This window comes from Kitasatospora sp. NPDC058184, from assembly GCF_042883725.1.
Taxonomy (GTDB): domain Bacteria; phylum Actinomycetota; class Actinomycetes; order Streptomycetales; family Streptomycetaceae; genus Kitasatospora.
This window is the reverse complement of record NZ_JBHVVE010000013.1, coordinates 18,719-32,066: the sequence shown is the minus strand read 5'-3', so window position 1 is coordinate 32,066 and position 13,348 is coordinate 18,719. Positions and strand designations below refer to the sequence as shown.

The 13,348-nt window shown below is 73.1% G+C and carries 11 protein-coding genes; 4 read left to right on the top strand and 7 right to left on the bottom strand.

Features of this window, described 5'->3' with window-relative positions; genetic code table 11:
* Positions 1-81 precede the first annotated feature (81 nt).
* From ACFVXH_RS23755 to ACFVXH_RS23735, 5 genes are all read right to left on the bottom strand, one after another.
* Positions 82-1,356, bottom strand: coding sequence for an acyltransferase (locus ACFVXH_RS23755; protein WP_380742954.1), 1,275 nt, complete (start codon positions 1,354-1,356; stop codon positions 82-84).
* A 27-nt stretch (positions 1,357-1,383) separates the two neighbouring features.
* Positions 1,384-2,508, bottom strand: coding sequence for an alpha/beta hydrolase (locus ACFVXH_RS23750; protein ID WP_387826953.1), 1,125 nt, complete (start codon positions 2,506-2,508; stop codon positions 1,384-1,386).
* A gap of 153 nt (positions 2,509-2,661) precedes the next feature.
* Positions 2,662-3,336 (bottom strand): response regulator, encoded by a 675-nt coding sequence (locus tag ACFVXH_RS23745; RefSeq protein WP_380778091.1) that lies wholly within the window; start codon positions 3,334-3,336, stop codon positions 2,662-2,664.
* The gene (locus ACFVXH_RS23740; RefSeq protein WP_053112114.1) at positions 3,333-4,661 is read right to left on the bottom strand and encodes a sensor histidine kinase; all 1,329 of its coding nucleotides are present in this window, start codon (positions 4,659-4,661) and stop codon (positions 3,333-3,335) included. The genes ACFVXH_RS23745 and ACFVXH_RS23740 overlap by 4 nt, the downstream gene beginning before the upstream one ends.
* A gap of 116 nt (positions 4,662-4,777) precedes the next feature.
* Positions 4,778-5,464, bottom strand: coding sequence for a TetR/AcrR family transcriptional regulator (locus ACFVXH_RS23735; protein ID WP_049652623.1), 687 nt, complete (start codon positions 5,462-5,464; stop codon positions 4,778-4,780).
* A 233-nt stretch (positions 5,465-5,697) separates the two neighbouring features.
* On the opposite strand from ACFVXH_RS23735, the gene ACFVXH_RS23730 reads away from it, so the two are divergent.
* Positions 5,698-7,287, top strand: a complete 1,590-nt coding sequence (locus ACFVXH_RS23730) for an MFS transporter (protein WP_369808305.1) — start codon at positions 5,698-5,700, stop codon at positions 7,285-7,287.
* 89 nt (positions 7,288-7,376) lie between these two features.
* Here the strand turns inward: ACFVXH_RS23730 and ACFVXH_RS23725 are convergent, their stop codons facing one another.
* Together ACFVXH_RS23725 and aceE are read right to left on the bottom strand one after the other, a co-directional pair.
* On the bottom strand, positions 7,377-7,835 hold the full coding sequence (locus ACFVXH_RS23725; RefSeq protein ID WP_079271734.1) for a nitroreductase/quinone reductase family protein: 459 nt from the start codon (positions 7,833-7,835) through the stop codon (positions 7,377-7,379).
* A 116-nt stretch (positions 7,836-7,951) separates the two neighbouring features.
* Positions 7,952-10,702 carry a pyruvate dehydrogenase (acetyl-transferring), homodimeric type gene (aceE, locus tag ACFVXH_RS23720; protein ID WP_074000772.1) on the bottom strand — a complete coding sequence of 917 codons (2,751 nt, stop codon included), beginning with the start codon at positions 10,700-10,702 and terminating at the stop codon, positions 7,952-7,954.
* Positions 10,703-11,219: 517 nt separating this feature from the next.
* On the opposite strand from aceE, the gene ACFVXH_RS23715 reads away from it, so the two are divergent.
* The 3 genes from ACFVXH_RS23715 (at position 11,220) to ACFVXH_RS23705 (ending at position 13,172) form a co-directional block, all read left to right on the top strand.
* Entirely contained in the window at positions 11,220-11,663 is a 444-nt protein-coding gene (locus tag ACFVXH_RS23715; protein WP_049652614.1) for a DUF3052 domain-containing protein, read from the top strand.
* A gap of 241 nt (positions 11,664-11,904) precedes the next feature.
* Positions 11,905-12,363, top strand: a complete 459-nt coding sequence (locus ACFVXH_RS23710; protein ID WP_074000773.1) for a peroxiredoxin — start codon at positions 11,905-11,907, stop codon at positions 12,361-12,363.
* Positions 12,364-12,596: 233 nt separating this feature from the next.
* Entirely contained in the window at positions 12,597-13,172 is a 576-nt protein-coding gene (locus ACFVXH_RS23705; RefSeq protein WP_074000774.1) for a TerD family protein, read from the top strand.
* Positions 13,173-13,348 lie beyond the last annotated feature (176 nt).

Here is a 13,348-nt window from a genome sequence, read left to right as displayed (position 1 = left end):
GCAGGGGCGCGGACCGACCGGTCCACGCCCCAGCGACGGTGGTGCGCCCCGCCGTTCGGACGGGCCGCACCCGGCGGACCGTCACACCATGCCCAGCGCGTACGCCGCGAACAGCGCCGCCGCGGCCCCGGCCACCGCCTTGCCGCCCCGGGAGAAGGCCGTCCACGGGCCGTCGAACCGGCGGGTGAACCAGCCGACCGCCACCAGCACGGCGCCGAACAGCGGCAGCAGCGCCAGCCGGGCGAGCACCCAGCCGAGCGAGTCCGGCGCCGTGCTCAGCCCCGGGACGGCGCCCAGGGCGGCCGCGCCGGGCACCGCCACCGCGAGCATCGCGCTCTGGTGCCAGCAGAAGATCGTCATCGCCGACAGGTTGACCACCACGACCGGCAGCCAGAGCAGCGGACGGCCGGTCAGCAGCCGGCCCAGCCGCTCCCGCAGCAGCACCGCGGCGCCGCACTGGAACGCCGCCAGGGCGAGCACCAGCAGGGACGGCGGGTGCGAGTTGGTCCGCTCCGCCCCGGGCACGCCGACCATGCTGGCCGGGTAGTGGAAGACCAGCAGCAGCGCGGCGAACAGCGCGCCGCCGCCGAGCAGCAGCACCCGGGCCGTCGGGCGGCCGAGCCGGCCCTGCGCCCAGAGCACGCCCAGCTGGTAGCCGAACAGCCAGCCCGGCAGGATGTTCAGCAGCGCGACCCAGGACGGCACCGACCCGGCCCACGGCCCGTACCGCAGCAGGTCGACGGCGGCGACCGAGGCCACCAGCAGGCCCGCCGACCAGCCGCCCAGCCGGCGCCCGGCGGCCACGCAGAGCGGGGTGAGGGCCGTCAGCCCCAGGTAGACCCCGATGTACCAGAGCGGCTGCACCACCAGGGTGGCGCCGGTGCGCACGGTGTCCTCGGGGACGCCGAGCGCGGGCAGCAGCGGGATCAGCGCCGCCCAGACGGCCGCCACCCCGAGCACCGGGCGCAGCAGCCGGACCGCACGGGCCCGCAGCCAGCCGCCGTACGTGACGCCCTTGGCCCGGGCCCGCTCCAGCGAGCGGACCGAGGAGTGGCCGCCGACCAGGAAGAACACCCCGAGCATCTGGAGCACCCAGCTGAGCGGGGCGAAGAAGCCGAGGGTGGAGAGCGGGCTGGCGTTGTGCAGGGCGCCGTCGGGAGAGCGGGTGAAGCCGCCGAGCATCCAGTGGCCGACCGGTACGGCGAGCAGGGCGAGGGCGCGCAGCCCGTCCAGGGCGCGGTCGCGGTCGGCCGGGGTCTTCGCGTCGACCCGCGCGGCGGCGCGGCGCAGGGCGGTGAGCGGTCCGGCGGCGAGCGCTCGGGGGGTACGGGGCGGGGCGGCGAGGGTGTCGGCCATGGTGGTGCTCCTTCCGGTGCGGGCGGGTCAGGCGCGGCCGAGGGCGACGGCGGCGTAGGCGGCGAGGGAGGCGGTGCCGGGGGCGAAGTAGCCGGTGTGGCCGTGGGATCCGGCGGCGGGCAGCGGGCGGGCGCCGAAGCCGGGGGCGGTCGGGTCGGCGCCGTGGCCGAGGCCGAACAGCCGGACCTTGGGCACGTCGCCGATCCAGTCGGAGTCGTTGCGGGCGGTGGCCCAGAGCGGGACGCCCGGGTCGAGGTCGGCGGCCGAGCCGACGCCCATGCCGGGCGAGCCGAGCACCACCACGCCGGAGGCCTGTGCGGGGGTGGGGCGGGCCAGGCCGCAGACCACGGAGCCGTAGCTGTGGCAGAACACGGTGGGCGGGTCCTGCGGGCGGGTGGTGGCGGCGAGTCCGTCGAGCAGCCGGGTGAGGCGGGGGGCGCCGGCCCGGGCCAGGTCCTCGGTGGCGGCGTCCAGGCCGAGGCCGAGCGGGGTGGTGTAGCCGGCCCAGGCGATCACGGCGGTCTGCCCGCCGGTGGCGTCCAGGAGCGCCCGGGCCATGCCGGCCGGGGTGCCGTACGGGTCGCCGGCGCGGTCGAAGCGGAGCAGGTCGGTGTCGGAGCCGGGGACGATCACGGCGGTGCGGCGGGCGGTGGCGAGGTCGCCGTACACCTCGGCGACCTGGCCGCGGCCGCGCGGGTCGAAGGCGAGGATCCGCCGGCCGCCGTCCAGCAGGGCGCGGTAGCGCTCGGCGCGGGTGCGGGCGGCCTCGTGGTCCTGCGGGGTGAGGGCGGGGTCGGCGGCCCGGGCGAGTTCGCGGGTGTGCTCGGAGGTCAGGGCCAGGGCGTTGGCCCGGTACCGGAGGGCGACCGGGGCGCCGTCCAGGTTGCCGACCACCAGCGGGTACCGGGCGGTCAGGGCGTCCTGCCGGGCCGGGTCCAGTCCGGCGAAGAACGTGGCGACCCGGGCCGGTTCGGTGGTGGCCGGGTCGGGCAGCCGCAGGCCGAGCGAGGTGTCGGCCGTCCACGCGGCGCTGCCGGGCGGCGGGCCGGTGACCGGGGTCTGGGTGTCGGCGGCCCAGCCGCCCGCGCCGAGCATGATCGCCACTGCCACCGCGGCGCCGGCGATCGCCCGCCCGGCTCGAAACCTGCGCATGTCCCTGCTCCTTCCTCGTCCGTTCGGCCGCCGACTCGGTTCGGCTTCCGACGAGGAGGAAGGTAGGAATGCGACGGCCCCGCGGACGTCACACCGCGGGGCCAACTCCCGGGTGCTACCCGGGTATCAGAGGAGCGGGCGAACAGCTGCCGGTTACTGACCCGGTGTCACCAGGCCGGACTCGTAGGCCAGGATCACCGCCTGGGCGCGGTTGTGCAGGCCGAGCTTGGCGAGGATGCGCCCGATGTGGGTCTTGACGGTCTGCTCGGCGAGCACCAGCCCGGCGGCTATCTCCTGGTTGGACAGGCCGCGGGCGATCAGCTCCAGCACCTCGGTCTCGCGCGGGGTCAGGCCGTTGAGCCGCACCTTGGGGTCGCGGCGCCTGGCCGGGCGGGTGCGGGCGAAGTCCTCGATCAGCCGGCGGGTCACCGAGGGGGCGAGCAGTGCCTCGCCGGCCGCGACCACCCGGACCGCGGCGATCAGGTCGGCCGGCGGGGCGTCCTTGAGCAGGAAGCCGCTGGCCCCGGCGCGCAGCGCCTCGTACACGTAGTCGTCCACGTCGAAGGTGGTCAGCATCAGCACCTTGGGCCGGTGGGCGCCGGGCACGGCCGGGTCGAGCAGCCGCCGGGCCGCCTCCAGGCCGTCCATGACGGGCATCCGGACGTCCATCAGCACCAGGTCCGGGTGGGTGCGGCCGTTGACCTCCAGGGCCTGGGCGCCGTCCGCCGCGTCCCCCACCACGTCGATGTCGCTCTGGGCGTTGAGCAGGGCCGCGAAGCCCGCGCGCACCATGGCCTGGTCGTCGACGATGATCACGCGGATGGTCATGCGGTGGTCTCCTGGGGGGTGTCGGTGTCGGGGCGGTCGACGGGCAGGACGGCGGCCACCTTGAAGCCGCCGTCCGGCAACGGGCCGGTGTCCAGCCTGCCATCGACCAGCCGGACGCGTTCACGCATTCCGACCAGCCCCTGCCCGGTGCCCTCGACCGAGGCCTCCAGCGACTCGGTGCGCTGCGGCGGGGGCGCGTTGACCACCGTCACCAGCAGCGCCGGGCCGTCCGTGCTCAGCGACACCCAGGCCCGCGCGCCGGGGGCGTGCCGCACCACGTTGGCCAGCGCCTCCTGCACGATCCGGTAGGCGGACAGGCCGACGGCCTGCGGTGCCTGGTCCAGCAGGTCCACCAGGCCCGGTTCCACCGTCAGTTCGGCCGGTACCCCGGCCCGGCCCACCGTCTCGACCAGCTGGGCGAGTTGGCCCACCCCGGGCTGCGGGGCCCGCTCCCCGCCGGACTCCTCGCTGCGCAGCACGCCGAGCAGCCGGCGCATCTCGGCCAGCGACTCGCGGGCGGTGCCGGCTATCGCGGTGAACTCCTCGGCGGCCTCGTCCGGCACCCCGGTGATCCGGTACGGCGCGCTGGCGGCCTGCACCGCGATGACCGACATGTGGTGCGCGACCACGTCGTGCAACTCCCGTGCGATCCGGGCGCGTTCCTCCAGCAGGGTGCGGCGTTCACGTTCGACCTCGCTGATCTGCTCCTGCTCGCTGAGCAGCCGGCGCGCCTCGGCGCGGTCCCGGACGGCCCAGCCGAGCAGCAGCACGGCGCCGCTGAGCGCGATCAGCAGCATGGTGGTGCCGTCGCCGGAGCGGGGCAGGCCGAGCGTGGTGGTGAGCGCGGTGAGCGCGATGGTGGCGAGCCAGACCGAGAGCAGGGTGGCCCGGCTCTCCCGCAGCGCCAGGGCGATCAGCAGGAAGAGGTACGAGAGGATCATCGGCGCGGTCCACGGCCAGGTGCCGCCGTCCTGGTCGTACCGGGCGGTGATGGTGGCGGTGGCGACCAGGGTGCCCGCGCTGATCCACCAGGCGGCCAGCGGCCGGGTGATGGCGAGCAGCAGCGGCACCGTCTGGGCGACGGTGAGCGCGCCGGCCACCGGGAGCACCAGGCCGAAGAAGCCGACCAGGGTGGCGATCCCGGCGGGGATCAGCGAGGACAGCATGATCAGGACGACGGCGTACGGCAGCCGGCGCACCCAGCGCCGGGGCGACGTTCCGAGCAGCGGGGTGTGGCCGCCGCTCGGGGTGGTCAGGTGGTGTCGGAAGGTGCCCAGCAGGCGCAGGGCGTGCGGGCGGACGTCGGCGGCGGTGAGGTTCTTCATCGCGCGCCAGCCTAGGAGGGCGGGGCCCCGCCGGGCGTCGCACCGGAGCCCGATTTTCCGGGTGCTACCGGGGTACCGGGTGATACCCCGGTATGACGCGGGTGCGCGGCCGGGTACTACGCGCGGTCGTGCCAGTGGCCGGCCAGGGCCGGGCCGAGCTGGTCGAAGTGACGCTCGATCACCGCGACCATGCCCTCGGGGCCGGCCGGCTCGTGCTCGGCGCTCCAGGAGAGGTGGGCCAGGCGCAGCAGTCCGCCGAAGACGGCGGCGAGCACGGCCGGGCGCAGGTCCTCGGCCGGGTCCAGGCCCTCGCGTTCGGCGAGCACCCGGACGACCAGCCGTTCCTGCTCGTTGACCCGCCGCAGGTGGGCGGCGAGCAGCGGGGGCGTCTCCTCGATCATCCGCATGAGTTCGAGGGCGCTGTGGATCGAGCCGGGGCCGGCGGCCTCCTCGCTGCCGAGGTCGTGCCAGGCCTTGACGATCGAGGCGCGCAGGGCCTGGAGCGGGGTCTCCTCGGCCGGGCGGTGGCGCAGGCACTCCATGAAGTAGTCCTCGGCCACGGCCATCACGGCGAGCGCGACCTCGTCCTTGTTGGCGAAGTAGCGGAAGAAGGTGCGCTGGGAGACGTCGACGGCGGAGGCGATCTCGTCGACGGTCGTCCGGGCGAAGCCCTGCCGGAGGAAGAGCACGTGGGCGGCCTGGATCAGGGCGTACCGGGTCTGCTGCTTCTTGCGCTCGCGCAGTCCGGGCGTGCGCCCGGGGCCCTCCGGGGCGGCGGTGGTGCGGGGGGTGTGAGCGGCCATGAGCAGGGGCCTTCCGGAGGGCTGGGTACGGCGGTGGGAGCACGATCCTAGCGCTCTGACAAATGTCAGTTATGGCCAGAAGTCACTGTTTGCCGAATGTCAGCGGCTGACATAATCTGCCGAGGTGGCGCCCGTCGGGCCGGGGCACCTGTGGGGACGGGTGGGCCGGGGCGCCACGACCACGTCCTGCACCCCAGCCACGCCCCCGGAGGGCCCTGATGAGCCAGTCCGTCGTGAAGAACTCCGAGGCGGACGCACCGCCGCCGCCGAACCCGCCGTCGGGGGGCGGCCTCAAGGGGCACCCCTGGCTGACCCTGCTGACCGTCGCGGTCGGCGTCATGATGGTCGCGCTGGACGGCACGATCGTCGCCATCGCCAACCCGGTGATCCAGGAGAAGCTGCACGCGGCGCCCGCCGAGATCCAGTGGGTCACCAGCGGCTACCTGCTGGCCCTGGCGGTCTTCCTGGTCACCGCCGGCAAGATCGGCGACCGCTTCGGCCACAAGGCCACCTTCCTGGTCGGCGCGGTGGGCTTCGCCGTGACCTCGGCCGCGATCGGCTTCGCCGGCAACATCCAGACCGTGATCGCCTTCCGGGTGCTCCAGGGCCTGTTCGGCGCGCTGCTCCAGCCGGCCGCGCTCGGCCTGCTGCGCGGGGCCTTCCCGGCCGAGCGGCTCAACATGGCGATCGGCATCTGGGGCGGCGTGATCGGTGCCTCCACCGCGGCCGGCCCGATCGTCGGCGGCCTGCTGGTCGAGCACGTCAACTGGGAGTCGGTGTTCTTCATCAACGTCCCGGTCGGCCTGATCGCGCTGGCGCTGGGCCTGTGGATCCTGCGGGACGTCCGCGCCGAGAAGGCCGCCAAGTCCTTCGACCTGCCCGGCATCGCGCTGCTCTCGGTGGGGATGTTCGCGCTGGTCTTCGGCATCATCAAGGCCCCCGAGTGGGGCTGGGGCGACGGGCGGACGCTGCTGTTCCTGGGCGGCGCGGTGGTCCTGATGGTGCTGTTCGCGCTCTGGCAGGGCAAGGCCCGCGAGCCGCTGGTGCCGCTCGGCCTGTTCCGCTCGGTGCCGCTGTCGGCGGGCGTGCTGCTGATGGCGCTGATGGCCTTCGCGTTCTTCGGCGCGATCTTCTTCGTGACCTTCTACCTCCAGAACGTGCACGGGATGAAGCCGGTCGACGCCGGCGTCCACCTGCTGCCGATGACCGGCATGATGATCGTCGGCTCGCCGCTGGCCGGCCTGGCGATCGGGAAGCTGGGCCCGCGCATCCCGATCGTGGCCGGGATGCTGATCACCACCGTCGCGATGTACGGCATGTCCACCCTGGACACCGGCTCCGGCAACGGTGTGATGTCGCTCTGGTTCGTCCTGATGGGCCTCGGCATCAGCCCGGTCATGGTCGGCGCCACCGAGGTGATCGTCGGCAACGCCCCGCTGGAGCTCTCCGGCGTGGCCGGCGGCCTCCAGCAGGCCGCGATGCAGGTCGGCGGCAGCCTCGGCACGGCGGTGCTGGGCGCGCTGATGGCCGCCAAGGTCGGCGACGTGCTGCCGGGCAACTGGGCGAAGGCCGGGCTGCCGCCGGTCGAGGGCGCGGCGGGCGAGGGCCTCAAGCAGGCCGCCCAGCTCGGCATCGCCCCGCCGGCCCCGGCCGGCACCCCGCAGCAGGCGGTGGACGCGATGGCCGGCGCCGTCCACGAGTCTTTCGTCAGCGGCATGTCGCTCGCCTTCGCGGTGGCCTCCGTGGTGGCCCTCGCCGCCGCCGCGCTCGGCCTGCTCACCCGCCGCGGCACCACCGACGCGGGCCCGTCCGTGCACATCTGACGGCCCCACGGCCCCGCCGCACGCCACGGCCCCGGACTCCTCGGAGTCCGGGGCCGTCGTGGTGCCCGGGCGGCGGGCGCCCCTGTGCGTCAGGCGCGGCTGAGGGCCACCAGGGGGACGGTCCGGGCGGTGGTGCGGTAGCCGGCGAACTGGGGCTGGGCGGCGATCTGACGGGCCCAGAGCGCGTCGTGCTCGGCCGGGTCGACCGGTGCCGCCAGGGCCGGGTAGCGCTCGGCGCCGACCTCGACGGTCACCTCGGGGTGGGCCACCAGGTTGCGGTACCAGAGCGGGTCCTGCTCGCTGCCGCCGTTGGAGGCGAAGACCACCAGCCGCCCGCCGTCCGGCAGGTAGACCAGGGGAGTGGTGCGCGGCTCGCCGCTGCGGGCGCCGACCACGGTGAGCAGGAGGACCGGCGCGTCGGCGAGCGGGCCGCCGACGGCCCCCTGCCGGGTGCGGAACTCCGCGATCACGTTCCGGTTGAACTCGCCCGCGCCGTCGGCGGGTTCGGGGTGCCGCCCGGAGGGCCCGGGCCTCGTCTCGTCGGTCATGACGCCGAGCCTAGGACCTCACACCGGTGTGAGGGTCAAGAACACGACGGACGGCGAAGGGCCGGACCCCCGTACGGGAGGTCCGGCCCCTCGGTGCCTCAGGGCCTACCGGCCGGTCAGGCGTCGCCGCCGGCGGCGCCCGGGTCGGCCGCGGTCACGTCGAGCAGCTGGTAGCGGTCGATCGCGTCCTTCAGCGCCGAGCGGTCGATCTTGCCCTGCTTGGCGAGCTCGGTGAGCACGCCCAGGACGACCGACTGCGCGTCGATGTGGAAGAAGCGACGGGCCGCGCCACGGGTATCGGCGAAGCCGAAGCCGTCGGCGCCCAGCGACTGGTACTGACCCGGCACCCAGCGGGCGATCTGGTCCGGCACCGCGCGCATCCAGTCGGACACCGCGACGACCGGGCCCTCGGCACCCTGGAGCTTCTGCGTGACGTACGGCACGCGCTGCTGCTCCTCGGGGTGCAGCAGGTTGAACTCCTCGGCCTCCACCGCGTCGCGGCGCAGCTCGTTCCAGGAGGTCGCGGACCAGACGTCGGCCTTGACGTTCCACTCCTCGGCGAGGATGCGCTGGGCCTCCAGGGCCCACGGCACGGCCACGCCGGAGGCGAGGATCTGGGCCGGGATCTGGCCCGCGGTGCCCGGCGCGTACCTGTGCAGACCCTTGAGGATGCCCTCGACGTCCACGTTCTCCGGCTCGGCCGGCATCTTGATCGGCTCGTTGTAGACGGTCATGTAGTAGAACACGTCCTCGCCGTGCGGGTGCTCGGCGCTGGAGCCGTACATCCGCCGCAGACCGTCCTGGACGATGTGCGCGATCTCGAAGCCGTACGCCGGGTCGTACGCGACGACGCCGGGGTTGGTCGAGGCCAGCAGGTGCGAGTGGCCGTCGGCGTGCTGCAGGCCCTCACCGGTCAGCGTGGTGCGGCCGGCGGTGGCGCCGATCACGAAGCCGCGGGCCAGCTGGTCGGCCATCTGCCAGAACTGGTCGCCGGTGCGCTGGAACCCGAACATCGAGTAGAAGACGTACACCGGGATCAGCGGCTCGCCGTGGGTGGCGTAGGACGAGCCGGCGGCGATCAGCGAGGCGGTACAGCCCGCCTCGGAGATGCCGTCGTGCAGCATCTGGCCGGTCGGCGACTCCTTGTAGGCGAGGAGCAGGTCCCGGTCGACCGACTCGTAGGTCTGGCCGAGCGGGTTGTAGATCTTCGCCGAGGGGAAGAGCGAGTCCATGCCGAAGGTGCGGTACTCGTCCGGCGCGATCGGCACGAAGCGGTTGCCGATGCCCTTGTCCCGCATGAGGTCCTTGAGCACCCGGACGAACGCCATGGTGGTGGCGATGGTCTGGTTGCCGGAGCCCTTCTTGACCGCCTTGTAGGCGTCGTCGCCGGGCAGCTCCAGCTTCCGCGGGCGGACCTTGCGGGTCGGCACGTAGCCGCCGAGCTCCTCCCGGCGGTCGTGCATGTACTGGATCTCCTCCGAGTCGCGGCCCGGGTGGTAGTAGGGCGGGTAGCCCTCGTCCAGCTGCTTGTCGGTGATCGGCAGGTGCAGCCGGTCGCGGAAGCGCTTCAGGTCCTCGACCGTCAGCTTCTTCATCTGGTGGGTGGCGTTGCGGCCCTCGAAGTTGGGGCCCAGCGTCCAGCCCTTGACCGTCTGCGCCAGGATGACCGTCGGCTGGCCCTTGTGCTCGCGGGCCGCCTTGAACGCCGCGTAGATCTTCTTGTGGTCGTGGCCGCCGCGACCCAGGTGCTGGATCTGCTGGTCGGTCATGTTCTCGACCATGGCGCGCAGGCGCAGGTCGCCGCCGAAGAAGTGCTCGCGGATGTACTGGCCGGTCTCGGTGGCGTAGGTCTGGAACTGGCCGTCCACCGTGGTGTTCAGCTTGTTGACCAGGACGCCGTCGCGGTCCTGCGCGAGCAGCGGGTCCCAGGAGCGGTCCCAGACCAGCTTGATCACGTTCCAGCCGGCGCCCCGGAACTGGGACTCCAGCTCCTGGATGATCTTGCCGTTGCCGCGGACCGGGCCGTCCAGGCGCTGCAGGTTGCAGTTGACCACGAAGGTCAGGTTGTCCAGGCCCTCGCGGGCGGCCAGCGAGAGCTGGCCGAGCGACTCGGGCTCGTCCATCTCGCCGTCGCCGAGGAAGGCGTAGACCTGCGAGTCCGAGGTGTCCTTGATGCCGCGGTGCTCCAGGTAGCGGTTCATCCGCGCCTGGTAGATCGCGCCGAGCGGGCCGAGGCCCATCGAGACGGTCGGGAACTCCCAGAAGTCCGGCATCAGCCGCGGGTGCGGGTAGCTGGAGAGGCCGTACGGGGCCTTCGACTTCTCCTGGCGGAAGGCGTCGAGCTGCTGCTCGGTGAGCCGGTCCAGCAGGAAGGCGCGGGCGTAGATGCCGGGGGAGGCGTGACCCTGGAAGAAGATCTGGTCGCCCGACTCGCCCTCGGCGTCCTTGCCGCGGAAGAAGTAGTTGAAGCCGACGTCGTAGAGCGACGCGGAGGAGGCGAAGGTGGCGATGTGGCCACCGACGCCGATGCCGGGGCGCTGCGCCCGGGAGACCATGACGGCCGCGTTCCACCGGGTCGCGTTGAGGATCTTCCGCTCGATCTCCTCGTTGCCGGGGAAGAACGGCTCGTCCTTGGTCGCGATGGTGTTGACGTAGTCCGTGCTGCGCATCTCGGGCACGGCGACACGCTTCTCGCGGGCGCGCTCGATCAGCCGCAGCATCAGGTAACGGGCACGCTCACGCCCCCGCTCGTCGATGGCCGCATCGAGCGACTCCAGCCATTCCGCGGTCTCCTCGGGATCGAAGTCCGGGACCTGACTCGGAAGGCCGCCAATGATGATCGGGTTGCGATCGGATCCGGAAGCCACGCTGTTCCTTCACTGTCGGTCGAAACTGAGGTGTGTCGCGCCGCCTCCATCGTGCTACCGCGCTCGGAGATCCGTCATCTCTACCGATCGGTAACCGTTGCGCCCGGTGGGCGGTCCGGTCTGGTGGTGCGCGGTGCGGGCGTCTCCGTCCGCTCCGCACACCCCCGGGTGTTACGAAAAGAGGTGGTCCGACCTGGTGTCCCGTCCGCCCGATGGCGGGCGGCCGGGGTGAGGGCCAACAGGAGACTCTACGCCCGCGCACGCGCGGACCCCGAATGCCGTTCGCATCTCGGGCACACGTACGGCCTGTGGGCCGGGACCACCCGAAGCATCCTCGGACCATGCAGAAAAGGGCAAATCGGTGTGATTCCCGACACGTCCCACGGCGTGTTCCGGTGCGACACGTCAACCTTTGGGGGGGATCGGGGGTCGGGTACTTGCGCGAACCGCCGCGCCCGTGTGGACTACGGCCACAGCCTCGGCATGGATGCCGAGCCGAATACTGGAGGTTATTCCCGTGAGCGCGACCGCGGACCCCGCGGACAAGTCCAACCCGGCGACCCGTCTCGGCTTCGAAGAGGGCCAGATCATCCAGGAGCTGGGGTACGACGAAGACACTGACCAGGACCTCCGCGAAGGCATCGAGGAGCTCACCGGGACGGATCTCGTCGACGAGGACTACGACGACGTCGCCGACGCCGTCCTGCTGTGGCACCGCGACGACGACGGGGACCTCACCGACGCCCTCGTCGACGCGCTGGAGTACCTGGCGGAGGGCGGCCTCATCTGGCTGATGACGCCCAAGACCGGGCGGGACGGCCACATCGAGGCGTCCGACATCAACGACTCGGCCAAGACCGCCGGTCTCTCCCAGACCAGCTCGATCAACATCGTCAAGGACTGGGCGGCCACCCGGCTCGCGACCAAGTCCACGGCGAAGCAGAGCGGCGGAAAGCGCTGAGCGGGCTCTGAAGTCCCCGCGCCGGGCCCCGCCGGAGGAACCCCCTCCGGCGGGGCCCGCTGCATGCCCGGAGCGCCGCCCGGGGCCCGGCCGGCGCTCCGACCGGCCCGTTCGCGGACGGCGAACGCGGTGGGCCGCGGCCGCCCGCCTCATCCGTTCGGCGGAACGGCCGTAAACGAATGCGAGGATGTGGCCTGCCGCGCCCGCCGCGCGGTGCGCTCGCGTCAGAAAGGTCCCGTTCATGGCCATCGAGGTCGGCACCCAGGCTCCGGACTTCGAGCTCCGCAACCAGCACGGCGAGTCCGTCCGGCTCTCCGACTTCCGCGGCCGGAAGAACGTCGTCCTGGTCTTCTACCCGTTCGCCTTCACCGGTGTCTGCACCGGCGAGCTGGGCGCGATCCAGCGGGAGCTGGCGGGCCTGCAGAACGACACCGTGCAGGTGCTCGGGCTCTCCTGCGACTCCCAGTTCTCCCAGCGGGTCTTCGCCGACCGGGAGGGCCTGGAGTTCCCGCTGCTGGCCGACTTCTGGCCGCACGGCGAGGTCGCCCGCGCGTACGGCGTCCTCGACGAGGAGCGGGGCTGCCCGCTGCGCGGCACCTTCGTGGTCGACACCGCCGGCGCGGTGCGCTGGAGCGTCGTCAACGGCCTCCCGGACGCCCGGGACGAGCAGGAGTACCTGAAGGTGCTCGCGGCGCTCTGAGGCCCCCGCCGGGGGCCCCGGACGCGTCCCGGGCGCGCCCGCCGGGCCCCTTCGGCGCCCGCCGGCCGGGTGCCGTGGGGCCGTGTCCGGCCTGATCAGGGGTGCGGGCGGGAACCCCGTACTACGCTCGGGCCGTTGGCGGGGTGGGACGCGGGGGCCGATCGGCCTCCCGCCGCCCCGGACCGCACCACCGGGGGCACCACTGGACGTGCCTCCCGATTCTTGGAGGACTAGTGGGAGTCAGCCTCAGCAAGGGCGGCAACGTCTCGCTCACCAAGGAGGCACCCGGCCTCACGGCCGTGGTCGTCGGCCTGGGCTGGGACGTCCGGACCACCACCGGTGCGGACTTCGACCTGGACGCCAGCGCCCTGCTGTGCAACGCCCAGGGCAAGGTCGCCTCGGACGGCAACTTCGTGTTCTTCAACAACCTGAAGAGCCCGGACGGCTCGGTCGAGCACACCGGTGACAACCTGACCGGCGAGGGCGAGGGCGACGACGAGGCGATCAAGGTCAACCTGGCCGGCGTCCCGGCGGACGTGGAGAAGATCGTCTTCCCGGTGTCGATCTACGACGCCGAGACCCGCAGCCAGAACTTCGGCCAGGTGCGCAACGCGTTCATCCGCGTGGTGAACCAGGCCGACAACTCGGAGCTGGCCCGCTACGACCTCTCCGAGGACGCCTCCACCGAGACCGCGATGGTCTTCGGCGAGCTGTACCGCAACGGCAGCGAGTGGAAGTTCCGCGCCATCGGCCAGGGCTACGCCTCCGGCCTGCGCGGCATCGCGCAGGACTTCGGCGTCAACGTCTGAGCCGTCGCCGGCGCCCTGCGGCGCGGGCTGCGCGCCGTTCTCCCGGGGCGGCCCCGGACCTCCGTGGTCCGGGGCCGCCCCGGCTTCGTCCGACCCGGTGCCGCGCTGGTCCGCGGCGCTGCGAGGATGTGAGTTCAGGAAGTTCAGCCGACCAAAGCCGGTCGGCCGGGGCCGCG

Excerpts from the sequence above, each read along its gene's own strand:
- ACFVXH_RS23725 (WP_079271734.1), bottom strand. The coding sequence starts at position 7,835 with ATGACCGACGAGACGAGGCCCGGGCCCTCCGGGCGGCACCCCGAACCC.
- ACFVXH_RS23735 (WP_049652623.1), bottom strand. The coding sequence starts at position 5,464 with ATGGCCGCTCACACCCCCCGCACCACCGCCGCCCCGGAGGGCCCCGGG.
- ACFVXH_RS23710 (WP_074000773.1), top strand. The coding sequence starts at position 11,905 with ATGGCCATCGAGGTCGGCACCCAGGCTCCGGACTTCGAGCTCCGCAAC.
- ACFVXH_RS23740 (WP_053112114.1), bottom strand. The coding sequence starts at position 4,661 with ATGAAGAACCTCACCGCCGCCGACGTCCGCCCGCACGCCCTGCGCCTG.
- ACFVXH_RS23745 (WP_380778091.1), bottom strand. The coding sequence starts at position 3,336 with ATGACCATCCGCGTGATCATCGTCGACGACCAGGCCATGGTGCGCGCG.
- ACFVXH_RS23750 (WP_387826953.1), bottom strand. The coding sequence starts at position 2,508 with ATGCGCAGGTTTCGAGCCGGGCGGGCGATCGCCGGCGCCGCGGTGGCA.
- ACFVXH_RS23755 (WP_380742954.1), bottom strand. The coding sequence starts at position 1,356 with ATGGCCGACACCCTCGCCGCCCCGCCCCGTACCCCCCGAGCGCTCGCC.